Source organism: Streptomyces sp. NPDC001219 (genome assembly GCF_053597915.1).
In genome coordinates this window covers 71,536-97,904 of sequence record NZ_JBSFJF010000018.1, presented here as the reverse complement: position 1 = coordinate 97,904, position 26,369 = coordinate 71,536, and the positions used below count along the sequence as shown (strand labels likewise).

Below are 26,369 nucleotides of genomic sequence, written 5' to 3'. Positions count from 1 at the left end.
GTCCGGGAATCTCTCCCGGGCCGGCCCCGCCGTCGTCCGTCCGCCGGGCCGTCGGACCCGCACCGCCTACTGGGCGCCGGGACGCACCAGCCCGCTCTCGTACGCGTACACCGCCGCCTGCACCCGGTCGCGCAGCCCCAGCTTCGTCAGCACATGGCCCACATGCGTCTTGACGGTGGTCTCGCTCACGAACAGATCCGCGGCGATCTCCGCGTTCGACAGCCCGCGGGCCACCAGCTTCAGCACCTCCACCTCGCGCTCGGTGAGGGTGTGCAGCGTGTCCGGCACCGGCTCCTCGCCCGACGGCAGATGCCCGGCGTACTTGTCGAGCAGCCGGCGGGTGATGCTCGGCGCGAGCATCGCCTCGCCCGCCGCCACCACCCGGATCGCCTGTACCAGCTCGTTGGCGGGCGCGTCCTTGAGCAGAAAGCCGCTCGCCCCCGCCCGCAGCGCCTCGACGACGTACTCGTCCAGATCGAAGGTGGTCAGCACCAGCACCTTCGCCGGGCCGTCCTTCGCCGGACCGGTGATCTGCCGGGTCGCCTCGACACCGTCCATCCGGGGCATCCGGATGTCCATCAGCACCACATCGGGCTGCAGCGCCCGCACCTGCTCCAGTGCCTGGAGGCCGTCACCGGCCTCGCCGACGACCGCCAGATCCTGCTCCGCCTCCAGAATCATCCGGAATCCCGTACGCAGCAGGGGCTGGTCGTCGACCAGCAGGACGCGGATGGCCACGAGCTCTCCTTCGTTAGATGTCCCCCATTCTGCCCTGCGGCGGCACACCGCCCTCGGGCGGGCGCACCTGCAGCGGATACACCGGGGGAGTGCCGCCGAATTCCGGACAGTGCGCCTGGTGGTCGCACCAGCCGCACAGCTTCGTCGGCCGCGGCCGCCAGTCGCCGGTCGCCGTCGCCCGCTGGATCGCCTCCCACAGCGCCAGCAACTTCCGCTCCACACCCCGCAGATCGGCCTCGCCCGGGTCGTACGTCACGACGTCGCCGCTGCCCAGATAGACCAGCTGGAGCCGCCGCGGCACCACACCCCGCAGCCGCCACACCACCAGGGCGTAGAACTTCATCTGGAACAGCGCGCCCTCGGCGAACTGCGGCCGCGGCGCCTTGCCGGTCTTGTAGTCGACGATCCGCACCTCGCCCGTCGGCGCGACATCCACCCGGTCGATGAACCCCCGCAGCTGGAGCCCCGACTCCAGCACCGTCTCCACATACAGCTCACGGTCCGCCGGCTCCAGCCGCGTCGGGTCCTCCAGCGAGAACCACCGCTCCACCAGCGTCTCGGCCTCCGCCAGCCACCCCGCCAGCCGCTCGCCCTCCGGGTCGTCCGCGAACAGCTCCGCCAGCTCCGGCCGCTTGCCGAGCAGCTTCGCCCACTCGTCGGGCACCATCGCCCGCGCCCCGGCCGACGTACGCTCCGCCGCCGGCGCGTCGAAGAGCCGCTCCAGCACCGCGTGCACGACCGTGCCGCGGGTCGCCGCCGCGCTCGGCTTCTCCGGCAGCCGGTCGATCACCCGGAAGCGGTACAGCAGCGGACACTGCATGAAATCACTCGCCCGCGACGGCGACAGCGCCACCGGCGGCCGCGGCTGCTCCCCGCCCCGCGCCCCCGCCCCGGCGGTCTCCGCGCCCGGCTCACCGCCGCTTCGCCCGCTCTGCGTGCCCGCCCCGGCCTGCTCCGTGCTCCATCCCATGCCACAAAACCCTACGGCCCGCCACTGACAGGCGCGGACGGGCCACCGGCGCGGGGGCCCCGCAGCGTAACGGGCCGAAGCGCTCCGCATACCATCGACGGCGAACCCCTTCTCCCTGCATGATCGAGATATCAGGCCGAGCAGGGGCGAATGCCGTATTCGATGAGGGGACGCCGTGGACGAGAGCGGGAAGTCGCAGGACCCCGAGGAGTCCGTGCGGTCCCGGCCGCCCGAGCACGACAAGGCACCCAAGGGACGGGCACCGGGCAAGAAGAGGAGCGGCGGCGGCATTCTGATGGGCCGTCCCTTCGGCGTGCCCGTGTACGTGGCACCCAGCTGGTTCGTGGTCGCCGCCCTGATCACCTGGGTCTTCGGCGGCCAGCTGGAGCGCGTGCTGCCCGAGCTGGGCGTCGCCCGCTACCTGGTCTCGCTGTTCTTCGCCGTCGCCTTCTACGCCTCGGTGCTCGTCCACGAGCTGGCCCACACCGTGGCCGCGCTCCGCTTCAAGCTCCCCGTACGCCGCATCCAGCTCCAGTTCTTCGGCGGCGTCTCGGAGATCGAGAAGGAGACCGAGACCCCCGGCAGGGAGTTCGTCCTCGCCTTCGTCGGCCCGCTGCTCTCCCTCGTCCTCGCCGGCGTCTTCTACGGCGGCGTGCAGCTGGTCGAGGCCGGCACGGTCCCCGGGGTCCTGCTGGCGGGCCTGATGATCTCCAACCTCATCGTCGCGGTCTTCAACCTGCTGCCCGGCCTCCCGCTGGACGGCGGCCGGATGCTGCGCGCCCTGGTCTGGAAGCTCACCGGCAGGCCCATGAGCGGCACCATCGCCGCCGCCTGGGTCGGCCGCGCGCTCGCCGTCACCGTCCTCATCGGGCTGCCGCTGCTCACCCACACCGGCGCCCTCGGCACCGCCCGCCCCGAGATCGGCGGCGCCGACTCGCTCACCGACGCGCTGCTCGCCGCGATCCTCGCCGCCATCATCTGGACCGGCGCCGGCAACAGCCTGCGCATGGCCCGGCTGCGCGAACGCCTCCCCGACCTCACCGCCCGCACCCTGACCCGCCGCGCCGTCCCCGTGGAGACCGACACCCCGCTCTCCGAGGCGCTGCGCCGCGCCAACGACGCCGGGGCCCGCGCCCTGGTCGTCGTCGACCCCCACGGCGTGCCCACCGCCCTCGTCCGCGAGGCCGCCATCGTCGGGGTCCCCGACCACCGCCGCCCCTGGGTCCCCGTGGGCACCCTCGCCCAGGACCTCAAGGACGGCATGCGGGTCTCCGCCGAACTCGCCGGGGAGGACCTCCTGGAATACCTCCGGGCCACCCCCGCCACCGAATACCTCGTCGTCGAGGAGACCGGTGAGATCTACGGCGTGCTGTCCACCGCCGACGTCGAGCGCGCCTTCGTCTCCGCCATGGCCCGCAAGGCTGCTTGACCGGGGCCCGTTCGCCCGGCCCACTGGTCGGCGGTGCCCCGGCGGGCCGGTAGGCTGGTCACATGTCCGAACCGACCGGTGCCGCCCGCCGTCGCGGGCCCTTCAAGGTCGGGGACCAGGTCCAGCTCACCGACCCCAAGGGACGCCACTACACCTTCACGCTCGAAGAGGGAAAGAGCTTCCACACCCATAAGGGAGCCTTCCCCCACGACGAGCTGATCGGTGCTCCCGAGGGCAGCGTTGTCCGTACCACCGGGAACGTCGCCTACCTCGCGCTGCGCCCGCTGCTCCCCGACTACGTCCTGTCCATGCCCCGCGGCGCCGCCGTGGTCTACCCCAAGGACGCGGGGCAGATCCTGGCGATGGCCGACATCTTCCCCGGCGCCCGCGTCGTCGAGGCCGGTGTGGGCTCCGGCTCGCTCAGCAGCTTCCTGCTGCGCGCCATCGGCGACGACGGCATGCTGCACTCCTACGAGCGCCGCGCCGACTTCGCCGAGATCGCCACGCAGAACGTGGAGCGCTACTTCGGCGGCCCGCACCCCGCATGGACGCTCACCGTCGGTGACCTCCAGGACAACCTCTCCGACACCGAGGTCGACCGCGTCATCCTCGACATGCTCGCCCCCTGGGAGTGCCTGGAGGCCGTCTCCAAGGCCCTGGTCCCCGGCGGCATCCTCTGCGCCTACGTCGCGACGACGACGCAGATGGCCCGCACCGTCGAGGCGATCCGCGAACACGGGACCTTCAACGAGCCGTCGGCCTGGGAGACCATGGTCCGCACCTGGCACGTGGAGGGCCTCGCCGTCCGCCCCGACCACCGCATGATCGGCCACACCGGCTTCCTGCTGACCGCCCGCCGCCTCGCCGACGGCGTCGAGCCCCCGCTGCGCCGCCGCCGCCCCGCCAAGGGCGCGTACGGCGAGGACTACAGCGGCCCCGGCAAGAGCGCCGCGGCGGCCTCCGGCGGCGGCTCGGCCGACCGCGGCTGACCGTCCGGAACCGGCCACCGAACCACCAGGCGCCGCCGACGAGTTCCCGCACGGGAATCCGCCGGCGGCGCCGCTGTGTTTCCACCCCCCGATCCGCACGGAAAACTCCGGCCCAGCTGGTTCCTTGCCGCCCCCTCCTGTGGAACGATGCTGGGCACTCCCACCGCTTCAGCACTTCACAGGAGTTACCCCGCGTGCAGCCCATGGCAGGCCAGGACCTCTTGCACACCCAGCCGCGCCCCGTGCACTGGCTCGCCACCGCCACCGCCATCTCGGCGGTCGTCGCGGCCGCCTCCTTCGTCCAGCCCCCCGATGCCACGGCCACCACCGCCCGCGACGCCACCACCGGCCGGCCCTCCGCGGCGGCCCCCGACCCGGCCAGGGCGACGTTCCCGGTCGACTGCGGCCCCAACCGCCTCGACGTGGTGAAAAAGGCCTCCGGAGACCTGGACGGCGACGGTACGACCGAGACCGTCGCGGTGGTCCGGTGCCACAGCGGGACGGGCTCCCCGCCCAGCGGCGTCTACGTCCTCACACAGCCGGCCGGGGGTAAGGCCGCCCCTCGGGTCGTCGCGACACTCCTCGCGCCCACCCAGCAGCGCAGCGTCCAAACCCTCGCCGTCGAGGATGGCGCGATCTCGGCGGCGGTGCTGGGCTACTCCACCCGCGACGTCCCGCGCTGCTGCCCGGACGTGCGCCAGGGCCTCAAGTGGCAGTGGAAGGGCGGGAAGTTCGTCCAGAGCGAACTCCCCGCCGCCATGGGCACCGCCCGCGTCTGACCCGTCACAGGGCGTGCCCGTCGGAAGCTTTCCGCTCCGGCGGGGCTACTCCGCGTCCGGGCCGTAGACCTCGACGAGGTCCTTGACGCGGCGGACGTGGATGCAGTCCCCGGGGCACTCCTTCGCGGAGTCCCGCACGTCATCGAGCAGCTTCAGCGGGACGGGCGTTGTCGCCCCCTTGTCCTGCAGCAGCTCGTCCTCGGTGCTCTTCACATAGGCCAGACCGTCGATGTCGAGCTCGAAGACCTCCGGCGCGTACTGCGCACAGATGCCGTCCCCGGTGCACAGATCCTGGTCGATCCATACTTCCAGCTCTGGGGCTTCGTCCTGTGCGGTCATCTCGCCTGCCGTTCCTGCGTACGTGAACCGTTTTTGTCTAAGTGGCGCCAGCCCTGACGGGTGTTGACCAAGTCGACGATACAACCGCTCGCTTTCCGATGTTGTTGGGTGGGTATTCCCTTGGCGTGAGGACGTGCGCAAGGGTGAAGATCGGACACGCCCCGACAGTCTTTTCGATCTAGGGGTTTCAACCTGCACCGGCCCAGGTAGGGTCAGGAAGCGTCCAGCTCCTTGGAGGAGGTGAGGACCGTGGCAGCCCACGACGACGACATCAACCGCGGCATCCGGCCGGGGCGGGGGTCTGAAGATCCCGCCGGCCAGGTTGCCTATCTCGAGCAGGAGATCGCCGTCCTGCGACGCAAGCTCGCCGACTCTCCGCGGCACACGAGGATTCTCGAAGAGCGGATCGTCGAGCTGCAGACCAACCTGGCCGGCGTCTCGGCGCAGAACGAGCGTCTCGCCAATACTCTCCGCGAGGCCCGCGACCAGATCGTCGCCCTGAAGGAGGAAGTCGACCGGCTCGCGCAGCCGCCGGCCGGCTTCGGCGTCTTCCTGCAGGCGAACGAGGACGACACGGTCGACATTTTCACCGGAGGCAGAAAGCTCCGGGTGAATGTCAGCCCCAGCGTGGAGACCGACGGCCTCAGGCGCGGACAAGAGGTCATGCTCAATGAAGCGCTCAACGTGGTCGAGGCCATGGAGTTCGAGAGCGCCGGCGACATCGTCACCCTCAAGGAGATCCTTGAGGACGGCGAGCGCGCCCTGGTGATCGGGCACACCGACGAGGAACGGGTGGTGAGGCTCGCCGAGCCGCTGCTGGACATCACCATCCGCCCCGGCGACGCCCTGCTCCTCGAGCCCCGTTCCGGCTACGTCTACGAAGTCATCCCGAAGAGCGAGGTCGAGGAACTCGTCCTCGAAGAGGTCCCGGACATCGACTACACCAAGATCGGTGGTCTGGGCGGCCAGATCGAACTGATCCGGGACGCGGTCGAGCTTCCGTACCTCTACCCCGACCTCTTCAAGGAGCACGAACTCCGCCCGCCCAAGGGCGTCTTGCTCTACGGCCCGCCGGGCTGCGGCAAGACACTCATCGCCAAGGCGGTCGCCAACTCCCTTGCCAAGAAGGTCGCCGAGGTGACCGGGCAGCCCGCGGGGAAGAGCTTCTTCCTCAACATCAAGGGCCCGGAGCTGCTCAACAAGTACGTCGGCGAGACGGAGCGGCACATCCGGCTGGTCTTCCAGCGCGCCAGGGAGAAGGCGAGCGAGGGCACCCCCGTCATCGTCTTCTTCGACGAGATGGACTCCCTGTTCCGCACCCGGGGGTCCGGCGTCAGCTCGGACGTGGAGAACACCATCGTCCCGCAGCTGCTCTCCGAGATCGACGGTGTCGAGGGCCTCGAGAACGTCATCGTGATCGGTGCCTCGAACCGCGAGGACATGATCGACCCGGCGATCCTGCGACCCGGCCGCCTCGATGTGAAGATCAAGATCGAGCGTCCGGACGCCGAGGCCGCCAAGGACATCTTCTCGAAGTACCTCACGGAGCGGCTCCCGCTGCACTCCGACGATCTCGCCGAACACGGCGACTCGCGGAAGGCCGCGGTCAGCGGAATGATCCAGTCGGTCGTCGAGCAGATGTATGCGGAATCCGAGGAAAACCGCTTCCTGGAGGTCACCTATGCCAATGGTGACAAGGAAGTCCTCTACTTCAAGGACTTCAACTCGGGCGCGATGATCGAAAACATCGTGGGACGCGCGAAGAAGATGGCCATCAAGGCCTTCCTCGAACACAATCAGAAGGGGCTTCGGGTTTCCCACCTCCTCCAGGCTTGCGTGGATGAGTTCAAGGAGAACGAGGACCTTCCCAACACCACCAATCCGGACGACTGGGCCCGGATCTCCGGAAAGAAGGGCGAGCGGATCGTATACATCCGTACGCTGGTCACCGGAAAGCAGGGCGCGGACACCGGTCGCTCCATCGATACGGTGGCGAATACCGGCCAATACCTGTAACACCGCTCTCCGGCTGCGGATGTCCTGCACGGGGCGTCCGCAGCCGGACGCTTTTTCGGGGGCACCGGAACCGCTCCCCATAAGGGCGCGGTGCATCAGGGAAAACCGGACTGGAGCAATGACTGTAATGATCTCCCCAGCGCCGCAGAGGCGTTCTAGGCTCTTCGGTATCGCTGCGTCACGCTGTGCGGGCGTGGGGCACGCACACGGACCGGAAGCACCGCGGTACTTGAGCGCCGACCCCATCCGGGGGCGCCGCCGGGCTAGGAGGGCCGCATGACCGTACGGCGAGTAATGGGAATCGAGACGGAGTACGGGATCTCCGTCCCCGGCCACCCGAACGCCAATGCCATGCTCACCTCATCCCAGGTCGTCAACGCCTACGCGGCGGCGATGCACCGGGCACGCCGTGCCCGCTGGGACTTCGAGGAGGAGAACCCGCTGCGGGACGCCCGCGGCTTTGACCTCGCACGGGAGAACGCCGACTCCAGCCAGCTCACCGACGAGGACATCGGCCTGGCCAACGTGATCCTCACGAATGGCGCCCGGCTCTACGTCGACCACGCACACCCCGAGTACAGCGCCCCCGAGGTCACCAATCCGCGCGACGCCGTCCTCTGGGACAAGGCCGGCGAGCGGATCATGGCCGAGGCCGCCGAGCGGGCCGCCCAGGTCCCCGGCGCCCAGCCCATCCACCTCTACAAGAACAACACCGACAACAAGGGCGCCTCCTACGGGACGCACGAGAACTACCTGATGAAGCGGGAGACCCCGTTCTCGGACATCGTGCGGCACCTGACGCCGTTCTTCGTCTCCCGCCAGGTGGTCACCGGCGCCGGCCGGGTCGGAATCGGCCAGGACGGCCACGAGCACGGCTTCCAGCTCAGCCAGCGCGCCGACTACTTCGAGGTGGAGGTCGGCCTGGAGACGACGCTCAAGCGGCCGATCATCAACACCCGCGACGAGCCGCACGCGGACGCGGAGAAGTACCGCCGGCTTCACGTGATCATCGGGGACGCCAACCTCTCCGAGATCTCGACGTATCTGAAGCTGGGCACCACCTCTCTGGTGCTCTCCATGATCGAGGACGGGTTCATCGCCGTCGATCTGGCCATCGACCAGCCCGTCCGCACCCTCCACCAGGTCTCCCACGACCCCGGTCTGCAACACCTGATCACGCTCCGCAGCGGCCGCACACTCACCGCGGTACAGCTCCAGATGGAGTACTTCGAGCTGGCCCGCAAATATGTCGAGGACCGTTACGGAGCGGATGCGGACGACCAGACCAAGGACGTCCTGACCAGGTGGGAGGACGTGCTCGGCCGGCTGGAGAGCGATCCGATGAGCCTGTCCGGCGAGCTGGACTGGGTCGCCAAGCGGGAGCTGATGGAGGGCTACCGGCGCCGTGACGGCCTGGACTGGGACGCGGCGCGGCTGCACCTCATCGACCTGCAGTACGCCGACGTGCGCCCCGACAAGGGCCTGTACAACCGTCTGGCGGCCCGCGGCAAGATGAAGCGGCTCCTGGACGAGGCGGACGTCACCCGGGCGGAGCAGAAGCCCCCGGAGGACACCAGGGCGTACTTCCGCGGCCGCTGCCTGGAGCAGTACGCGGACGATGTCGCCGCGGCCTCATGGGATTCGGTCATTTTCGATCTGCCCGGCCGTGACTCCCTGCAACGGGTTCCGACACTGGAGCCGCTGCGGGGGACCCGGAAGCACGTCAAGGAGCTCCTTGACCGCTGCCACACCGCGGAGGAGCTGGTCAGGACGCTCTCCGGGCGCTGAGCCGGGGCAGGTGCACGACAAATCTCCCGGCGATCCGAGGCCGATTCACGGCTGAAATCGACGCGGGGCGGGAATCATCGAGGTGACTCCCGGGCGTTGCAGCAACTGCAGGGCCGATGTCGGACCCTGCTTGTAGGGTCGGATCTTGAAGGTCACATCGAGCGGGGCGAACCGAGCGGGGTGAGGGACATGGCGACCAAGGACAGCGGCGGCGGACAGGCGAAGGCCACGCGTTCCACCGAAGAGGTCGAGGAGCAGACGCAGGACGCGCAGGCTTCGGAAGACCTCAAGGAACGCCAGGAAAAGTTGTCGGACGACGTGGATTCCGTCCTGGACGAGATCGACGATGTGCTCGAGGAGAACGCCGAGGATTTCGTGCGGAGCTTCGTGCAAAAGGGCGGAGAGTAGAGCAGACCGGACAGGTTCGATGCGGGGGGACCGAAGTGTTGCGCGCGGTGCGGAAAGGGATGCCCGCGCGCGGCCTTCGGGCACATCGGGTGAGATCCGTCGGCCGCCGGGAAACCGGCGCTTCGCACGCACCGGGAATTCGCCACGGAACCCCTCGCCGCAGGAGCACGGAATGCGGGGCGCCGTATTCCGGATCGCCGGCCCGGAGGGCGTTGCCGCTTCCGGGCGGGCCTGTGGAGCGCGGTGGGGCCGCTCTCCGTACGATCCGTCCGGGCAGGCCCCGGGCATGTGGATCACGCCCCCGAAAGGGGTAAGGTCCGAGGCGTACGCCGCATCAACTGCAACTCGGCACTCGGCAAGTTGAGGGATGACCCCGACGCGATGCGCAGGGCCATCGCATATCCGGAAGGATTCGTGTGGAAGCCAATACTCGAAGCACCGGGCGTCTGCCAGCTGCCTTCCTGACGCCTGGGTCCTCGTCTTTCATGGATTTCCTGGGCGCGCACTCGCCCGATCTGCTGCCGGGCAACCGCCCGCTGCCGCCGGTGCAGGGCGCCATCGAGGCACCGCACGGCACGACGATCGTGGCCGCGGCGTTCCCCGGGGGCGTGGTGCTCGCCGGTGACCGGCGGGCGACCATGGGCAACGTCATCGCGCAGCGCGACATCGAGAAGGTTTTCCCGGCCGACGAGTACTCGGCGGTCGGCATCGCGGGCACAGCGGGCCTCGCGGTGGAGATGGTCAAGCTCTTCCAGCTGGAGCTGGAGCACTTCGAGAAGGTCGAGGGCGCCCAACTCTCCCTGGAGGGCAAGGCGAACCGTCTGTCGACGATGATCCGCAGCAACCTCGGGATGGCCATGCAGGGCCTGGCCGTGGTGCCGCTCTTCGCCGGCTACGACCTGGACCGCGAGAAGGGCCGCATCTTCTCGTACGACGTGACCGGCGGGCGCTCGGAGGAGCAGGGCTTCGCGGCGACGGGTTCCGGCTCGGTCTTCGCGCGCAGCTCGCTGAAGAAGCTCTTCCAGGAGGACTTCACGGAGAATCAGGCCGCCACGGCCGTCGTCCAGGCGCTCTATGACGCCGCGGACGACGACTCGGCGACCGGCGGACCGGACATGGCGCGGCGGATCTACCCCATTGTCACGGTGATCACCGAGGACGGCTTCAAGAGGCTGACCGAGGCCGAGGTCTCGGAGATCGCCCGTGCCATCCACGAGCGCCGCCAGGAGCAGCCCGACGGTCCGCGTGCCGCGCTGCTCTGACGGGACGGATGTTCCGCAATGCTCCCCCAGCTACCGCTGGGTGTGCCTCCAGCCACTGAGAGAGCTCTTGACAGGAAGGGACGGATAGCCGGTGTCGACGCCGTTCTATGTCTCACCCCAGCAGGCCATGGCCGATCGCGCCGAGTACGCCCGCAAGGGCATCGCGCGCGGCCGCAGTGTCGTGGTGCTGCAATACACCGACGGCGTGGTTTTCGTCGCCGAGAATCCCTCCCGCGCCCTGCACAAGGTCAGCGAGATCTATGACCGGATCGCCTTCGCGGCCGTCGGCAAGTACAACGAGTTCGAGAATCTGCGGATCGGCGGTGTGCGCTATGCCGATCTGCGGGGTTACACCTACGACCGCGAGGACGTGACCGCGCGCGGCCTGGCGAACGTCTACGCCCAGACCCTCGGCACGATCTTCTCCAGCGCCGCCGAGAAGCCGTACGAGGTCGAGCTGATCGTGGCCGAGGTCGGCAGCGCGCCCGAGGACGACCAGATCTACCGGCTGCCGCACGACGGCTCGATCGTCGACGAGCACGGCTCGGTGGCCGTCGGCGGCAATGCCGACCAGATCAGCAGCTACCTCGACCAGCGGCACCGCGACGGCATGACGCTGGCCGAGGCGCTGAAGCTGGCGGTGGAGTCGCTGTCGCGGGACACCAACGGCGGTGAGCGCACGCTGACCGCCGAGCAGCTGGAGGTCGCGACCCTGGACCGCACGCGCCCGCAGCAGCGCAAGTTCAAGCGCATCCTGGGGCGGCAGCTGTCGCGGCTGCTCGACGAGAACACCGCCACGGGCGCCGGGGAGCCGGCGGCGGACGCCGGCTCCGGCGCGGCCGGGGCGTCCGACGAGGGCGCCGGCGGCAAGGGCGGCAAGGGCAAGGACGACTCCGCGGGGGAGTCCGGCACCGAGCTCTGACGAGGTATCGCTTCCGGGCCCGCGGCCCGGTGCACGCGCCCCGGTGGGTCACCGCCCGCCGGGGCGCGCGGCGTTGCCGGGGGCCCGCGGGGGCGGGGCGGTGGAGCCGCGGGTGACCAGCTCCACGGGCAGGGTGGCGGCGGGCGCCGGGCGGCCGTCGAGGACCGCCATCAGGGCCCGCATCCCGGCCGCGCCGAACTCCTCGGCGGGCAGGCGTACGGTCGTCAGCTCCGGTTCGACGGCGACGGCCAGGGCCAGGTCGTCGAAGCCGGTGACGGAGACGTCCTCGGGGACGCGCAGGCCCAGGCGGCGGACGGCCTTGCAGGCGCCCGCGGCGATGATGTCGTCGTCGCAGAGCAGCGCCGTGGGGCGGGGGCCGGGTCCGGTGAGGGCGGTGTGTGCGGCGCGCAGCCCGGCGTCGACCCCGAGGGCGGACGGCTGCCGGCGCAGCAGCGCGCCCGGGCCGCCGTGCAGGCTGTCGGCGACGGCGCGGGCGCGCACCTCGAAGGTCCAGGACCGGACATCGGCCGCGAGGTGGGTGATACGGCGGTGGCCGAGCGCGCTCAGATGGCCCGTCAACTGGCGTGCGCCGTCGGCGATGTCGAGGTTCACGGTGGCATCGGCCCGCTCGTCGCCGGGGTCGCTGTCCAGCATGACCAGGGGCAGGTCCGCGTCCCGGAGCGGGGTGAGCGCCTCGGCGGCCATGGACGAGGCGATCACTCCGTCGAGGGTGGCCGCTGCGGAGTCGAACGGGTTGCGGGCGGGCCCGGCGCCTTCGGGGGAGGGGTAGAGGACCACGCCGAAGCCGTGGTCGGCGGCGGCCCGGGCCGCGCCGGTGTAGACGCGGGCGAAGAACTCGGTGGTCAGGACGGGGACGACCAGCAGCACCGTGCGGGTGCGGCCCATGCGCAGGCTGCGGGCGGCGAGGTTGGGCCGGTAGCCGAGTTCACGGGCGGCGGCGCGGACGGCGTCCGCCTTGCCGGGGGAGACCCGGCCGCGCCACTTGTCGCCCAGGACGAGGGAGACGGCGGCCTGGGAGACCCCGGCGGCGCGGGCCACGTCCCGGCTGGTGACGCGGGCGGCCGGGCCTCCGGGGCGCGCGGCCCCGCCCGCCCCGGGGGAGCCGGTGCGGGCGCCGGGGGACGGTGCGGCCTCGTTGCTGCTCACCGGGTGTCTCGCTCCTCACGTTCTGCCGCCGCGAGTGGACGGCGGGTGGTGGTCATGGTACGTATAGCGCTCAGGGTTATACGTAACACGTCCGGCCCGGCCGGACAGAGAGGGGCGGGGATGGCCGCGGGATACGCGGAGCTGCTCAGGACCCGGCATGCGGCACGGCTCCTGGCGGGCACGCTGGTCGGCAGGCTGCCGAACGCCACCGCGGCGCTGGCCGTGGTCCTCTTCGTACGCGCCGAGGGCGGCAGCTACGCCCTCGCCGGCGCGCTGTCCGCGGTCTACGGGCTCTTCACCGCCGTCGGCCAGCCGCTGCTCGGCCGGGCCGTGGACCTCTTCGGCCAGCCGCGGGTGATGCTGCCGGCCTCGGTGCTCTCCGCGCTCGGCATGGCGCTGCTGGTGGCCGTCGGCCTGGACGTGCTGTGGCTCGCCTACGCCGCCATGGTGATCGCCGGTTTCTTCACCCCGCCCCTGGAGGGCGGTCTGCGGGCGCTGTGGCCCGGGGTCCTCAAACGCCCGGACCGGGTGCACGCCGCCTACGCGCTGGACGCGGTGGCGCAGGAAGTCATGTTCGCGGTGGGCCCGTTGCTGGTGACGCTGTGCGTGGCGGCCTGGTCCGCGGGCGCGGCGCTGCTGGTGATCAACCTGCTCGGGGTGCTCGGCGCCCTCTCCGTGGTCGTCTCCGCGCCGTCCCGGCGGTGGCGCAGCGGGCCCCGTGAGGCGCACTGGCTGGGGGCGCTGCGCTCGGCCGGGCTGCTGGTGCTGATCGGGGCGTTCTTCTTCGTCGGGCTGGCGATGGGGGCCATCGCGGTCGCGGCGGTCGCGTACGCCGACGAGCACGGTGGGGGCATGGTCTCCAGCGCGCTGCTGTCCGCGCTCGGCGTCGGCGCGCTGGCCGGCGGTCTCGTCTACGGCGCCCGTGAGTGGCCGGGACGGCCGGAGAGCCGGCTGCGGCTGCTGGTCGGTCTGCTGGCGCTGGGGTATCTGCCGCTGGTGCTGGTGCCGGGCGTCGTGGGGATGACGGCGCTGACCGGCGTCGCCGGGGTGTTCCTGGCGCCCGCGCTGGCCTGCGCGTTCGTGGTGGTGGACCGGCACGCGCCCAAGGGCACGGTGACCGAGGCGTTCTCCTGGCTGGTGACGACGTTCGGCGTCGGATCGGCGGTGGGTGCCTCGGTGGTGGGTCCGGCGGTGGAGCGCGGTGGCGCGGTCGCCGGCTTCGCGGTGGCCGGCGCCGGCGGAATCGCCGCACTGCTCGTCCTTTTGTCGACGAAGCGATTTCTCGGGGAGCCCGTGCCGCGGACGACCGTGGCCGTCACGACGGAAAATGATCGAAACGGGGCGGCCGAACCCGGTTTCAGAGCAGGCCGTCAGGCGTAATGTTCAGTCATGGACCGCCGCATTTTCGGGCTGGAGAACGAGTACGGCGTCACGTGCACGTTCAGGGGACAGCGCCGACTGTCGCCTGACGAAGTGGCGCGCTACCTCTTCCGCCGTGTCGTGTCATGGGGCCGCAGCAGCAATGTCTTCCTGCGGAACGGCGCCCGCCTGTACCTGGACGTGGGTTCGCACCCGGAATACGCAACTCCCGAGTGCGACAACGTGACCGAGCTGGTCACCCACGACAAGGCCGGTGAGCGCATTCTCGAGGGCCTGCTCGTCGACGCCGAACGCCGTCTGCATGAGGAGGGAATCGCGGGCGACGTCTACCTCTTCAAGAACAACACCGATTCGGCGGGAAACTCCTACGGCTGTCACGAGAATTATCTCGTCGCCCGCCACGGTGAGTTCTCCCGGCTCGCGGACATCCTCATTCCGTTTCTGGTCACCCGTCAGCTGCTGTGCGGCGCGGGCAAGGTGCTGCAGACCCCGCGCGGCGCCGTCTACTGCGTCAGCCAGCGCGCGGAGCACATCTGGGAGGGCGTCTCCTCGGCGACGACCCGCTCCCGGCCGATCATCAACACCCGCGACGAGCCGCACGCGGACGCCGAGCGCTATCGCCGGCTCCATGTCATCGTGGGCGACTCCAACATGTCCGAGACGACGATGATGCTGAAGGTCGGCGCCACCGATCTCGTGCTGCGCATGATCGAGGCGGGCACGGTCATGCGTGATCTGACGCTGGAGAACCCCATCCGGGCGATCCGCGAGGTCAGCCATGACATCACCGGCCAGCGCAAGGTGCGGCTGGCCAGCGGGCGCGAGGCCTCGGCGCTGGAGGTCCAGCAGGAGTACTACGAGAAGGCCGTGGACTTCTGCGAGCGCCGCGGCATCCGTACGGGCACCGTCGAGCGGGTCCTGGAGCTGTGGGGCCGTACGCTCGAGGCGATCCGGGACGAGGATCTCGGCCGGGTCGCGACCGAGATCGACTGGGTGATGAAGCATCAGCTCATCGAGCGGTATCGCACCAAGAACAACATCACGATGTCCCACCCGCGAGTGGCGCAGATAGACCTCGCGTACCACGACATCCACCGCCGCCGGGGCCTCTACTACCTCCTGGAGCGGAAGGGACAGGCGGCGCGGATCTGCAACGACCTGAAGATCTTCGAGGGCAAGTCGGTGCCGCCGCAGACCACCCGTGCCAGGCTGCGCGGCGACTTCATCCGCCGGGCGCAGGAGCAGCGCCGCGATTTCACGGTCGACTGGGTGCATCTCAAGCTCAATGACCAGGCGCAGCGCACGGTGCTGTGCAAGGACCCGTTCCGCTCCGTGGACGACCGGGTGGAGAAGCTGATCGCAGGGATGTGACCCGCGGGGAATGCGGTGGTGTGCCGGGAGCTCCGAGCTCCCGGCACATTGCCGTGTTGTGACGGGAAACGTCCGGCGGCACAGGTCGTAGAGTGGCGGGCATTGCCCACCCACCCCACGAGCCCGAGTTGGACGAATGAACCTCACGAAGAACACCCGTCGCGCCGCTGCCGCGCTGACCGTGCCGATCCTGCTGTTCACCGCCGCCTGCGGCTCCGACGACGGCAAGGGCTCGTCCGGCGCAGCCGTCGCCAAGGTCGAGGGCAAGGCCGGGGAGAAGCCCAAGATCACGGTGCCGAAGGGCGCCAAGCCGGCCGAGAAGCCCGTCACCAAGACCCTCGTCGAGGGCAAGGGCGCGACGGTCAAGAAGGGCGACCTGGTCCGGCTGGACTTCGCGGCGCAGACGATGAAGGGCCGGAACCTCGGTGGCAGCTGGACGCCGCAGCCCGGCAGCAAGCCCGGCGGCCCGCGTACCCAGGTCGTGACCGAGGTCACCGACCAGATGACGCAGCAGATGCTGCCGCCGAAGGTGCTGTCCGCGATGGCCGGGCAGAAGGTCGGCAGCCGCGTCGAGGTCGAGGGCACGGCCAAGGCGCTGATCGGCGCGGGCCTGAACCCGCAGGCCGGGATCAAGCCGGGCGACGGCCTGGTGTGGGTCGTCGACGTCGTCGGGGCGAAGAAGGTCGATAAGAAGGCCAAGGCCGAGGGCGAGCAGGCGGAGCCGGAGGACGGGCTGCCCAAGGTGACCGCGCCCGACGGGAAGGCCGCGAAGATCGAGGTGCCCAAGGGCGAGAAGGCCCCCAAGGACCTCAAGGAGCAGGTCCTGGTCAAGGGCAAGGGCCCCGAGGTCAAGGCCGGTGACGGGCTGATCGCGCAGTACACCGGTGTGAAGTGGGAGGACGGCAAGAAGTTCGACTCGTCCTGGGACCACGGTGGCGCGACGGCCTTCCAGATCGGCACCGGGCAGGTCGTCCAGGGCTGGGACAAGGCGCTGGTCGGCAAGCACGTCGGCGACCGGGTGGAGATCGTGATCCCGCCGAAGCTGGGCTACGGCGCGAGCCCGCAGCACGAGCTGGCGAAGAACACCCTAGTCTTCTCGGTCGACATCGTCGGCACGGTCTGACGGCGGGCCTCGCAAGATCTGCAAGACTGGCCCGGTAATCGTAAAGATTCGTAAGTAGGAGCACATCCGTGAGCATCGACAAGCCCGAGATCGACTTTCCTGAGGGCCCGGCTCCCACCGAGCTCGAGATCGTGGACCTGACGGAGGGCGACGGGCCGGTCGCCAAGGCCGGGGACACCGTCTCCGTCCACTACGTCGGCGTGTCCTTCAGCACCGGCGAGGAGTTCGACGCCAGCTGGAACCGCGGCAAGCCGCTCCAGTTCCAGCTGGGCGCCGGCCAGGTCATCGCCGGCTGGGACCAGGGCGTGCAGGGCATGAAGGTCGGCGGCCGCCGCCGGCTGACCATCCCCGCGCACCTCGCGTACGGCGACCGCGGCGCCGGCGGCGGCCGTATCGCCCCGGGCGAGACGCTGATCTTCGTCTGCGACCTGGTCTCCGTCTGAGACCGGCGCCGGTCGCCGTGCGCGACCGCAGCTGACGGGACCGAGGGCCCGTGCCGTCACGGCACGGGCCCTCGCACGTGTCCGGCCACACTCCTTCCTGGCCGGCGGGCGGGCGCGGGGACCGAGGGCTTCCCCGTCCCGCTTTTGCCCGGGCCACCCCGAGCGGTACGGTCAACGATCGGGAGTTCAACGAGAAAGGGCGTCGATGGCCATTGCCAAGGCCGAGCGGCTGATGAATCTGGCGCTGTGCCTGCTGGGGACGCGACGCCCGCTGACCAAACGTGAACTGCGGTCGTCCATCGAGGCCTACATCGAGGCCAACAGCGACGACTCGTTCAACCGGATGTTCGAGCGGGACAAGGACGATCTGCGCGAGCTGGGCCTGGTCATCGAGACCGTCGAGGGCATCGACGGCGACATCGGCTACCTCGCCCGCCGCGACAGCAACCGCCTGCCCCCGATCACCCTGGACGCCGAGGAGGCCGCCGCCCTGGGGCTCGCCGCGAAGATCTGGCAGCAGGCCCGGCTGGCGGGCGCCGCCAGCGGCGCGCTCCAGAAGCTGCGCGCGGCCGGTATGCCGCTGGCCGCGGACGGTGCCGACTACGACGCCGGACAGCCGCACAGCGCGCTGGAGCCTCGAATCCCCGCCCATGAGGCCGCCTTCGAACCGCTGATGCTGGCCTGCCGGGACCGCCGTCCGGTCGTCTTCGACTACCGCAAGTCGAACGCCGCCCACCCCCAGCAGCGGCAGGTCGAACCCTGGATTCTCGAATGCTGGCGCGGCCACTGGTACGTCGCCGGCTGGGACCGCGAGCGCCAGGCAGAGCGGGTCTTCCGGCTCTCCCGGATCACCGGCAAGGTCCGTTCCCGGCAAGGGGCGTTCACCGCGCCGGTGCCCGATCACGTCACCGTCCGCGAGACCGTCGAGAGCTGGGCCGGCGAGACCGCCACCGGCACCGCCAGGATCAGGCTGCGGGCCGAGCACGGCTACCCGCTGCGCGCCCGCGCGCTCACCGTCCGGGCACTGGGCGACGGCTGGGAGGAGCTGGAGATCCCCAACGGGCACGGACTCGACGCCTGGCTGGTGGAGTTCGGCCCCGACGTGGTCGTCCTGGAACCCGCGGAACTGCGCGCCGATGTCATCGACCGGCTGCGTGCCGTGGCCAAGGGCTGAGAGGGAAACGAGACCCATGGCGACGAACGCGATCGACCAGACCCGCCGGATGCTGTCCCTGGTGACCTACCTGCGTGAGCGCCCCGGCGCCCGCGTCGGGGACGTCGCCCGCGCCTTCGGCATCACCGAGGACGAGCTGATCGCCGACCTCGACGTCCTGCCGATGTGCGGAACGAGCTTCCGCGGCGGCGACCTCCTGGACATCGACACCGACGGCGACCGCATCTGGTGGCACAACCCCGACGACGTCGCCGAGCCGCTCCGGCTGGCCGCCGACGAGGCGACCGCCCTGCTGGTCGCGGCCCGCGCGGTGGCCACCCTGCCCGGACTGCGCGAGGGCGACCGGCAGGCGCTGCTGCGGGCCACCGCCAAGCTGGAGGCGGCGGCCGGCGAGGCGGCCGGGGCCAGCTCCCGGCTCTCGGTGACCTTCGAGTCCGAGGGCGGGGTGTTCGCCGACGTGGACCGCGCCATCGCCGAGCGGCGCCGGCTGTGGCTGCGCTACTACTCCCCGGCCCGCGACGAGCTGACCGAGCGCGAGGTGGACCCGATCCGGCTCTTCGCCGTCGGCCACACCTACGTGGAAGCCTGGTGCCGGCTCTCGGAGGCCCGGCGGACCTTCCGGCTCGACCGGGTCGCCGAGATCAAGCTGCTGGACGCGCCCGCCGACCCGCCCCCGGTCGAGCTGCGCGACCTCTCGGAGGGCCTGGTGCAGCCCGCGGCCGAGGACCCCGAGGTCTCCATCGAGGTCGGGCCCGGCGGCCGCTGGGTCGCCGAGTACTACCCGCACGACAGCGCCGAGGAGCTCCCCGACGGCGGGCTGCGCATCACCCTGCGCACCCCCGACCCGGCCTCGCTGCGGCGGCTGGCCCTGCGGCTGGGCCGGGACGGCCGGATCGTGGCGCCGCAGGCGCTCGCGGACAGCGCGCGGCAGGCCGCCGAGCTGGCCCTCGCGGCGTACGGCGAGTGAGCGCGGTGAGCCGGGCACGCCGTACGGCGCGGCGCGGCGGACGAGGCGGCGAAGGATGACGATGGCGACCCCCACCTTGACGGGCCGGACGGCTCCGGTGCTCTTCAAGGCGGCCTGCCCCGACTGCCGGGGCCGCTTCGAACTGGCCTCGGACGCCTTCCGGCTGGCCATCGGCGGCAGCAGCCGCACCACCTTCTACTCCTTCACCTGCCCCGACTGCCGCCGCGCGGTGCGCAAGCCGGCCGGCGAGCGGATCATCGAGCTGCTCACCGGCGGCGGGGTCCGTACGCTGCGGCTGCACACGGGCTGACCGTTAGGCTCGTTCCCATGCTCTGGCCCATGATCGCAATCGCCCTCGGCTTCGCCGGGATCGCCGTGCTCGGTGTCCTCGCCGTCCGCGTCTTCGTCGAAGTGCGACGGCTGGCCCGCCAGGTAGGGGCGACCTCGGAGCGGATTCAGCGGGCCAGCGAGGACCTGGAGCGGGCGGCGCTGCCGCTCGCCTCCCGTGCGCAGGAGGCCGGCCGGGAGTGAGATGTCGCCGCCCGACCGTGCGCTCTGCTCCGCCGGAGGGCAGAGGGGTACGCTTCCTCTGCGGTTCATACAGCGCGGCGGTCCAGGCAATTCGGAAGATGCACGGGCATTGCCCGGCGTTCACCACCGAACGTTACGATCGAGCTAGCACCAGGACGCCAGTCCGACCCCATTCGGCAGGCACCACAGCAGACGCCGCCCCGGCGAGAAGGTAGTCGCAGATGCTCAGCAACCTGAGGGCCCCCGAGATCATCCTGATCCTCGTCGTGATTGTGCTGCTCTTCGGCGCGAAGAAGCTTCCGGACATGGCGCGTTCGCTCGGGAAGTCCGCTCGCATTCTCAAGAGCGAGGCCAAGGCGATGAAGAAGGAGGGCGACGCGGACGGTGGCGCCTCCTCCTCCTCCTCCGAGGCTCCCTCCGATGCTGCTCAGCAGGCCCCTCGTACGATTCAGGCGGCTCCCGGTGACGTGAGCAGCTCGCGCCCCGTGGCCGAGCCGAACCGCACCAACCAGAGCTGACCGAACCGATCCAGTCACACCGACCCGGTCGGCGGCGGCTGCTGTACGAGACGAGGAAGTGGGTTGCCCAAGTCTGCCCGCAAGCAGGAGAAGGACCCCGAGGGGCGGATGCCGCTCGCGGCGCACCTGCGTGAGCTGCGCAACAGGCTGCTGAAATCGGTGCTGGCCATCATGGTCATCACCGCCGTCGCGATGTGGCAGTACGAAGCGATCGCGCACTTCGTCACCGGCCCGGTCATCGACTCGGTCGGCTGCCCCAAGGCCCCGACCGGCCCGCGCACCCATCCCTGCGCCCAGGTCGTGGCGAACGGTCTGCTCGCACCGTTCACGATCATGCTCAAGGTGTCCCTCACCACCGGCGTCGTCCTCTCCACCCCGGTGTGGCTCTACCAGCTCTGGGCCTTCCTCGCGCCGGGTCTCCACCGGCACGAGAAGAAGTACGCCCTCGGCTTCGTCGGTGCCGGTGTCCCGCTCTTCCTGGGTGGCGCGTACCTCGCCTACGCGGTCCTGCCGACCACCGCGGGGGCGCTGCTCGGTCTGACCCCCAGCGACTGGGCCAACTTCTTCCCCGCTGACGAGTTCTTCGACATCGTCACGCGCATGGTGCTGGTCTTCGGTCTCGCCTTCGAGCTTCCGCTGCTTCTGGTGCTGCTCAACTTCGGCGGCGTGCTCACCGGCAGCCGCATTCTGAGCTGGTGGCGGTTCATGGTGCTGGGCATCACGGTGTTCGCGGCCCTCGCCACGCCGACCGGTGATCCGCTGACCATGGGGCTGCTGGCCGCGCCGATCGTGGTGCTGTACTTCGGTGCCGTCGGCATCTGCCTCTTCAACGACCGTCGCCGTAAGTTCAGCAACCCGGACGCGGGGCTGAGCGACGACGAGGCCTCGGAACTCGATCTGACGCCCGGCGAGGTCGGGGAGATCGAGCCGGTGGCCTCCGGCCGGATGCTTCCGGGGCAGGCGAGTGGTGAGGCCGGCGACGGGGATGCGGGGCGTCGTGGGGGGTACGACGACTTCACGTGACCGGGGGTGACGTGGGGTAGTTGGGGTCGGTTGCTTCGGCTGCGGGTGGGTTGTGGCTGGGCGCGCAGTTCCCCGCGCCCCTTTGGGGCGCGATCTGGTCACTGTGTGGGGTGTTGGCGCGGGCCCGGCGGGGGCTGGGGTTTTGCGGGGTTTGTGGTTGCCGCGGGGGTCGGAGGGGACGCACCGGCACCCGTCCTCGGCGCGGGCGACGCGGCTACGAGCGATTGAGTACCCCGGTGTTCGCTCCGGTCCTGCGGGCGGGCCCCGGTACATCCCCTCCGACCGTCCAGCGTTGCCGGCCGCGGCCCGGTGACACCGCGCGTCACGGCCCCACCTCGCCCGCCGCCCAAGCTGCGGGGCCGGTTGCCTGCCAAGGGGATGCCGTACGGGTAGTGCCGTAACGGTGATCCGTACGGCGGGACAGCCGCGTACGTACGGCGGTCGGAGGGGATGCCCGGTGAGCCGCCCGCAGGACCCGGAGCGAACAACGGGGTTCCGAACCTCTGGGACCAGGGCCGCCCGCGCCGAGGACGGCTTACCGGGCGTCCCCTCCGACCCACCACCCACAGCCCGTAGGCGCACGCGGCCCAGCCCCCGGCAACCGGCGTCATAAAGATCGGGTCGTTGTCAGACCTGGCCGGTAGGCTCGTAAGCACGATGACCGAGGACATGTCCCCTGCTGAGCGCTATGCCGCCGCCAAGCTCCGGGCGGCCGAGCAGGCCACCGCACTCGCCCCTTTCCGTGAAATGTATGACTTCGGGCTGGATTCGTTCCAGGTCGAGGCGTGCCGGGCCCTGGAGGCCGGCAAGGGTGTGCTGGTCGCGGCCCCCACTGGATCTGGCAAGACGATCGTCGGCGAGTTCGCCGTCCACCTGGCCCTGGAACAGGGCAGAAAATGCTTCTACACCACGCCCATCAAGGCGCTGTCCAACCAGAAGTACCAGGATCTGGTGAAGCGGTACGGCGCCGAGAAGGTCGGTCTGCTGACCGGCGACAACAGCGTCAACTCCGAGGCTCCGGTGGTCGTGATGACCACCGAGGTGCTGCGGAACATGCTCTATGCCGGATCGCAGTCGCTGGTCGGCCTCGGCTATGTGGTCATGGACGAGGTGCACTATCTCTCCGACCGCTTCCGCGGCGCCGTATGGGAAGAGGTGATCATCCATCTTCCGGAGTCGGTGACGCTGGTGTCACTGTCGGCGACGGTGTCCAACGCCGAGGAGTTCGGCGACTGGCTGGACACCGTCCGGGGCGACACCGAAGTGATCGTGTCCGAGCACCGGCCGGTGCCGCTGTGGCAGCACGTCCTCGCGGGGCGCCGGATATACGACCTGTTCGAGGAGCGGGACGGGCGCAGCGGCGGGCGCCGTGAGGTTAACCCCGACCTGGAGCGGCTGGCGCGGATGGAGAACAGCCGGCCGACGTTCGGCCGGGACAAGCGCCGGGGCCGCAACATGCGCGAGGCGGACCGGGAGCGTGAGCGGCGGCAGCGCGCCCGTATCTGGACACCGAGCCGACCGGAGGTCATCGACCGTCTCGACAACGAGGGCCTGCTGCCCGCGATCACCTTCATCTTCAGCCGGGCCGGCTGCGAGGCGGCCGTGCAGCAGTGCCTGGTGTCGGGCCTGCGGCTCAACGACCAGGAGGGCCGCGAGCAGGTCCGTCGCATAGTGGAGGCGCGGACGGCCGGGATTCCGGACGACGACCTGCATGTGCTGGGCTACTTCGAGTGGTTGGAGGGCCTGGAGCGGGGCATCGCCGCGCACCACGCCGGCATGCTGCCGACCTTCAAGGAGGTCGTCGAGGAACTGTTCGTGAAGGGCCTGGTGAAGGCCGTCTTCGCCACCGAGACCCTGGCGCTGGGCATCAACATGCCCGCGCGGTCGGTGGTGTTGGAGAAGCTGGTGAAGTGGAACGGCGAGCAGCACGCCGACATCACCCCCGGCGAGTACACCCAGCTGACCGGGCGGGCCGGGCGCCGCGGTATCGACATCGAGGGCCACGCGGTGGTGCTGTGGCAGCGGGGGATGGACCCGGGCGCGCTGGCCGGGCTGGCCGGGACGCGGACCTATCCGCTGCGGTCCTCGTTCAAGCCGTCGTACAACATGGCGGTCAACCTCGTCTCGCAGTTCGGCAGGCACCGCTCGCGGGAGCTGCTGGAGATGTCCTTCGCGCAGTTCCAGGCCGACAAGTCGGTGGTCGGGATCTCCCGGCAGGTGCAGAAGAACGAGGAGGGGCTGGAGGGCTACCGCGGCTCGATGACCTGTCACCTCGGCGACTTCGAGGAGTACTCCCGGCTGCGACGGCAGCTGAAGGACCGTGAGACGGAGCTGGCCAAGCAGGGCGCGGCACAGCGGCGGGTGGCGGCCGCGGCGGCGCTGGAGAAGCTGAAGCCTGGCGATGTCATCCATGTGCCGACCGGCAAGTACGCGGGGCTCGCGCTGGTCCTCGACCCCGGGATGCCGTCGGGGCGGACGAACGGCCACCGCGGCTTCGAGGCGCAGGACGGCCCGCGGCCGCTGGTGCTGACCGCCGAGCGGCAGGTCAAGCGGCTGGCCTCGATCGACTTCCCGGTGCCGGTCAAGGCGCTGGACCGGATGCGGATTCCCAAGTCGTTCAACGCCCGCAGCCCGCAGTCGCGCCGTGATCTGGCCTCAGCGCTGCGGACGAAGGCCGGCCACATGGTGCCCTCCCGGCACCGCAAGCCCCGCTCGGAGGCGGCCGACGACCGCGAGATCGCCCGGCTGCGGACGGAGATCCGGGCGCACCCCTGCCATGGCTGTGCCGAGCGGGAGGACCACGCGCGCTGGGCGGAGCGCTATCACCGGCTGCTGCGCGACACCCACCAGCTGGAGCGCCGGATCGAGGGCCGGACGAACACCATCGCCCGAACCTTCGACCGGATCTGCGGCCTGCTGACCGAGATGGACTACCTCGTGGGCGACACCGTCACCGACGAGGGCCGGCGGCTGGCCCGGCTCTACGGCGAGCTGGATCTGCTGGCGAGCGAGTGTCTGCGCGAGGGCGTCTGGGAGGGGCTGGGCCCGGCGGAGCTGGCGGCCTGTGCCTCGGCGCTGGTGTACGAGGCGCGGCAGGCGGATGACGCGGTGGCGCCCAAGCTGCCGGCCGGCAAGGCCAAGGACGCGCTGGGCGAGATGGTCCGCATCTGGGGCCGGCTGGACGCCCTGGAGGAGGATCACAAGATCAACCAGGCGGAGGGCGTCGGCCAGCGGGAGCCGGACCTCGGCTTCGCCTGGGCCGCCTACCGCTGGGCCTCCGGCTTCGGCCTGGACGAGGTGCTGCGCGAGGCGGAGATGCCGGCCGGTGACTTCGTCCGCTGGTGCAAGCAGCTGATCGACGTCCTCGGCCAGATCGCGGCCGCGGCCCCGCCCGGCGGCACGGTCGCCCGTACGGCTCGCAAGGCCATGGACGGGGTACTGCGCGGCGTGGTGGCGTACTCGTCGGTGGGCTGAGGAGCATCAGGGCCGCCGGGACGGCCCGCGAGCGGTGCGGCGCCGCACTCCGTACGGACGGGGCGCGGCGCCGCGTGCCGTGGCGGGGAGGGCGCGCTACGAGTCCTGCCGACCGTCGGCCACCGCCCGTTCCGCGTCCCGTTTGGCGACCTCCTCGCGTACGAGCGGGATGACGTACCGGCCGAAGTCGATGGCGTCGTCGAGCAGGTCGTAGCCCCGCGCGGAGAGGATCTCCACGCCGAGGTCGTAGTAGTCGAGCAGGGCCCGGGCGACGGTCTCCGGGGTGCCGACCAGCGCGGTGGAGTTGCCCGCGCCGCCGGTCTCCGCGGCGGTCGGGGTCCACAGCGCCCGGTCGTGCCGCTCGCCTTCCGCGGCCACCGCCAGCAGCCGCTGTGATCCGGCGTTCTGCGGGTTCGTCAGCGGGTGGCGGCGGCTCGGTGCGCCGCCCGCCTTACGGGCCTTGATCCGCTCCAGGGTGCGGTGGGCCTTCTCCCAGGCCAGTTCCTCGGTGGGCGCGATGATCGGCCGGAACGCGACCTGGATGCGGGGCCGGTCAGCGCGTCCGGCCACCCGCGCCGCCGCCGTCACCGAGGCGATCTGCTCGGCTGTCCGGGCCAGCGGTTCGCCCCACAGGCAGTAGATGTCCGCCTCGGCGCCGCCCGCCGCGTAGGCCGCCGCCGAGGAGCCCCCGAACGACACCTGCGGGTGGGGCTGCTGGAGGGGGAAGGTGTCCGAGACGAAGTCGTGGAACCGGTAGTGGGTGCCCTCGTGGTCGAAGGGCTCATGGGTGGTCCAGATCTTCTTGACGAGGCGGATGTACTCGCGGGTGCGGTCGTAGCGCTCGTCCTTGGTGAGGGTGTCGCCCTCGCGGGCCTGCTCGTGGTCGTTGCCGCCGGTGATGAAGTGCACCGCGAGCCGGCCGTCGCTGATCCGGTCCAGCGTCGCGAAGGTCTTCGCGGCGAACGTCGGATACGAGACATGGGGGCGGTGCGCCACCAGGAGCTGGAGGGTCTCGGTGCGCGCCGCCACGTAGGCGGCGGCCGGGGAGGGGTCGGGGGAGCCGGAACCGTAGGCGAACAGCACCCGGTCCCAGCCGTACTCCTGGTGGGCGCGGGCGAGTTCGAGGGTGTAGTCCTTGTCGAAGGACGCGCCGGAGCGGGGGCTGACTTCGGAACCGTCGTGGGTCGCGGCAATGCCGAGGAACTCGACAGGCATGGGTGGGGCCTCGTCTTCTCGTGGATCAAGCGCTGGGGCATGCGCGGGAGGGCATGCGGGCGTACGGCATCGCGTACGGCGGAGGGGTGCGGCGCTACGGAGAAGTCAGCGGCAACAGGAGGCCGACCACACCCGACCGAAGTCGATGTGGTCACGGGTGACCAGTCGCTGCTGAGGAGACATGGGCTCAGTGGAACAGGTCGCGGTCGGGACGTCAATCAATTCCCGGCGCGGGAGGTGGAGTTCAAGGGCTGGGGGATGCGGACAGGCCGTCTGCCGGGCCGGGAGGGTGCCGGGCGGAGGGAACCGGCCGGGACGCCGCCGGAAAACCCGGTGCCGTCTT

Annotated in this window: 25 protein-coding genes; 20 read left to right on the top strand and 5 right to left on the bottom strand. The window is 70.6% G+C overall.

What is annotated here, in order from left to right; translation table 11 throughout:
• Nucleotides 1-66: 66 nt before the first annotated feature.
• Nucleotides 67-738 (bottom strand): response regulator, encoded by a 672-nt coding sequence (locus ACWC9R_RS14670; protein ID WP_018087782.1) that lies wholly within the window; start codon nucleotides 736-738, stop codon nucleotides 67-69.
• Nucleotides 739-751: 13 nt separating this feature from the next.
• A complete protein-coding gene (locus ACWC9R_RS14665; protein WP_450731650.1) occupies nucleotides 752-1,708 on the bottom strand; it encodes a RecB family exonuclease in 957 nt (318 codons plus the stop codon).
• A gap of 175 nt (nucleotides 1,709-1,883) precedes the next feature.
• On the opposite strand from ACWC9R_RS14665, the gene ACWC9R_RS14660 reads away from it, so the two are divergent.
• The 3 genes from ACWC9R_RS14660 to ACWC9R_RS14650 all read left to right on the top strand — a co-directional run bounded on the left by ACWC9R_RS14660 (nucleotide 1,884) and on the right by ACWC9R_RS14650 (nucleotide 4,905).
• Nucleotides 1,884-3,137, top strand: a complete 1,254-nt coding sequence (locus tag ACWC9R_RS14660; protein ID WP_450731648.1) for a site-2 protease family protein — start codon at nucleotides 1,884-1,886, stop codon at nucleotides 3,135-3,137.
• Between the two features lie 62 nt (nucleotides 3,138-3,199).
• Nucleotides 3,200-4,126 carry a tRNA (adenine-N1)-methyltransferase gene (locus ACWC9R_RS14655; RefSeq protein WP_450731646.1) on the top strand — a complete coding sequence of 309 codons (927 nt, stop codon included), beginning with the start codon at nucleotides 3,200-3,202 and terminating at the stop codon, nucleotides 4,124-4,126.
• Between the two features lie 203 nt (nucleotides 4,127-4,329).
• Nucleotides 4,330-4,905, top strand: a complete 576-nt coding sequence (locus tag ACWC9R_RS14650; protein WP_450731696.1) for a hypothetical protein — start codon at nucleotides 4,330-4,332, stop codon at nucleotides 4,903-4,905.
• 45 nt (nucleotides 4,906-4,950) lie between these two features.
• On the opposite strand, the gene ACWC9R_RS14645 is transcribed toward ACWC9R_RS14650, so the two are convergent.
• Nucleotides 4,951-5,244 carry a ferredoxin gene (locus tag ACWC9R_RS14645; RefSeq protein ID WP_088796882.1) on the bottom strand — a complete coding sequence of 98 codons (294 nt, stop codon included), beginning with the start codon at nucleotides 5,242-5,244 and terminating at the stop codon, nucleotides 4,951-4,953.
• 249 nt (nucleotides 5,245-5,493) lie between these two features.
• Between ACWC9R_RS14645 and arc the strand changes: the two genes are divergently transcribed.
• The 6 genes from arc (at nucleotide 5,494) to prcA (ending at nucleotide 11,640) form a co-directional block, all read left to right on the top strand.
• The gene (gene arc, locus ACWC9R_RS14640; RefSeq protein ID WP_362607982.1) at nucleotides 5,494-7,260 is read left to right on the top strand and encodes a proteasome ATPase; all 1,767 of its coding nucleotides are present in this window, start codon (nucleotides 5,494-5,496) and stop codon (nucleotides 7,258-7,260) included.
• 276 nt (nucleotides 7,261-7,536) lie between these two features.
• Nucleotides 7,537-9,048, top strand: coding sequence for a depupylase/deamidase Dop (dop, locus tag ACWC9R_RS14635; protein ID WP_450731643.1), 1,512 nt, complete (start codon nucleotides 7,537-7,539; stop codon nucleotides 9,046-9,048).
• A 189-nt stretch (nucleotides 9,049-9,237) separates the two neighbouring features.
• On the top strand, nucleotides 9,238-9,456 hold the full coding sequence (locus ACWC9R_RS14630; protein ID WP_362607986.1) for a ubiquitin-like protein Pup: 219 nt from the start codon (nucleotides 9,238-9,240) through the stop codon (nucleotides 9,454-9,456).
• 243 nt (nucleotides 9,457-9,699) lie between these two features.
• On the top strand, nucleotides 9,700-9,921 hold the full coding sequence (locus ACWC9R_RS14625) for an endonuclease domain-containing protein (RefSeq protein WP_450731641.1): 222 nt from the start codon (nucleotides 9,700-9,702) through the stop codon (nucleotides 9,919-9,921).
• Nucleotides 9,873-10,718: a proteasome subunit beta gene (gene prcB, locus ACWC9R_RS14620; RefSeq protein WP_362607988.1), complete on the top strand. Its 846-nt coding sequence runs from the start codon at nucleotides 9,873-9,875 to the stop codon at nucleotides 10,716-10,718. Before ACWC9R_RS14625 ends, prcB begins: the two co-directional genes overlap by 49 nt.
• A gap of 91 nt (nucleotides 10,719-10,809) precedes the next feature.
• The gene (prcA, locus tag ACWC9R_RS14615; RefSeq protein ID WP_450731640.1) at nucleotides 10,810-11,640 is read left to right on the top strand and encodes a proteasome subunit alpha; all 831 of its coding nucleotides are present in this window, start codon (nucleotides 10,810-10,812) and stop codon (nucleotides 11,638-11,640) included.
• Between the two features lie 48 nt (nucleotides 11,641-11,688).
• Here the strand turns inward: prcA and ACWC9R_RS14610 are convergent, their stop codons facing one another.
• Nucleotides 11,689-12,807 (bottom strand): LacI family DNA-binding transcriptional regulator, encoded by a 1,119-nt coding sequence (locus tag ACWC9R_RS14610; protein WP_450731638.1) that lies wholly within the window; start codon nucleotides 12,805-12,807, stop codon nucleotides 11,689-11,691.
• Between the two features lie 120 nt (nucleotides 12,808-12,927).
• On the opposite strand from ACWC9R_RS14610, the gene ACWC9R_RS14605 reads away from it, so the two are divergent.
• From ACWC9R_RS14605 to ACWC9R_RS14555, 11 genes are all read left to right on the top strand, one after another.
• Entirely contained in the window at nucleotides 12,928-14,187 is a 1,260-nt protein-coding gene (locus ACWC9R_RS14605; protein WP_450731637.1) for an MFS transporter, read from the top strand.
• Between the two features lie 9 nt (nucleotides 14,188-14,196).
• Nucleotides 14,197-15,558, top strand: coding sequence for a Pup--protein ligase (pafA, locus tag ACWC9R_RS14600; protein ID WP_362607996.1), 1,362 nt, complete (start codon nucleotides 14,197-14,199; stop codon nucleotides 15,556-15,558).
• Nucleotides 15,559-15,694: 136 nt separating this feature from the next.
• A complete protein-coding gene (locus ACWC9R_RS14595) occupies nucleotides 15,695-16,681 on the top strand; it encodes an FKBP-type peptidyl-prolyl cis-trans isomerase (protein ID WP_362607998.1) in 987 nt (328 codons plus the stop codon).
• A 68-nt stretch (nucleotides 16,682-16,749) separates the two neighbouring features.
• A complete protein-coding gene (locus ACWC9R_RS14590) occupies nucleotides 16,750-17,124 on the top strand; it encodes an FKBP-type peptidyl-prolyl cis-trans isomerase (protein WP_018087767.1) in 375 nt (124 codons plus the stop codon).
• A gap of 205 nt (nucleotides 17,125-17,329) precedes the next feature.
• Complete coding sequence (locus ACWC9R_RS14585) at nucleotides 17,330-18,298, top strand: helix-turn-helix transcriptional regulator (RefSeq protein WP_450731634.1); 969 nt, start codon at nucleotides 17,330-17,332, stop codon at nucleotides 18,296-18,298.
• 16 nt (nucleotides 18,299-18,314) lie between these two features.
• A complete protein-coding gene (locus ACWC9R_RS14580) occupies nucleotides 18,315-19,265 on the top strand; it encodes a helix-turn-helix transcriptional regulator (RefSeq protein WP_386432036.1) in 951 nt (316 codons plus the stop codon).
• A 55-nt stretch (nucleotides 19,266-19,320) separates the two neighbouring features.
• A complete protein-coding gene (locus ACWC9R_RS14575) occupies nucleotides 19,321-19,575 on the top strand; it encodes a hypothetical protein (protein WP_362608004.1) in 255 nt (84 codons plus the stop codon).
• A 17-nt stretch (nucleotides 19,576-19,592) separates the two neighbouring features.
• Complete coding sequence (locus ACWC9R_RS14570; RefSeq protein WP_450731632.1) at nucleotides 19,593-19,796, top strand: hypothetical protein; 204 nt, start codon at nucleotides 19,593-19,595, stop codon at nucleotides 19,794-19,796.
• A gap of 221 nt (nucleotides 19,797-20,017) precedes the next feature.
• Nucleotides 20,018-20,314: a Sec-independent protein translocase subunit TatA gene (tatA, locus tag ACWC9R_RS14565; protein ID WP_450731630.1), complete on the top strand. Its 297-nt coding sequence runs from the start codon at nucleotides 20,018-20,020 to the stop codon at nucleotides 20,312-20,314.
• Nucleotides 20,315-20,377: 63 nt separating this feature from the next.
• Nucleotides 20,378-21,337, top strand: coding sequence for a twin-arginine translocase subunit TatC (gene tatC / locus ACWC9R_RS14560; protein WP_450731628.1), 960 nt, complete (start codon nucleotides 20,378-20,380; stop codon nucleotides 21,335-21,337).
• Between the two features lie 657 nt (nucleotides 21,338-21,994).
• Complete coding sequence (locus tag ACWC9R_RS14555) at nucleotides 21,995-24,811, top strand: DEAD/DEAH box helicase (RefSeq protein ID WP_450731626.1); 2,817 nt, start codon at nucleotides 21,995-21,997, stop codon at nucleotides 24,809-24,811.
• A 96-nt stretch (nucleotides 24,812-24,907) separates the two neighbouring features.
• Here the strand turns inward: ACWC9R_RS14555 and ACWC9R_RS14550 are convergent, their stop codons facing one another.
• Nucleotides 24,908-26,026, bottom strand: coding sequence for an LLM class flavin-dependent oxidoreductase (locus ACWC9R_RS14550; RefSeq protein ID WP_450731624.1), 1,119 nt, complete (start codon nucleotides 26,024-26,026; stop codon nucleotides 24,908-24,910).
• Nucleotides 26,027-26,369 lie beyond the last annotated feature (343 nt).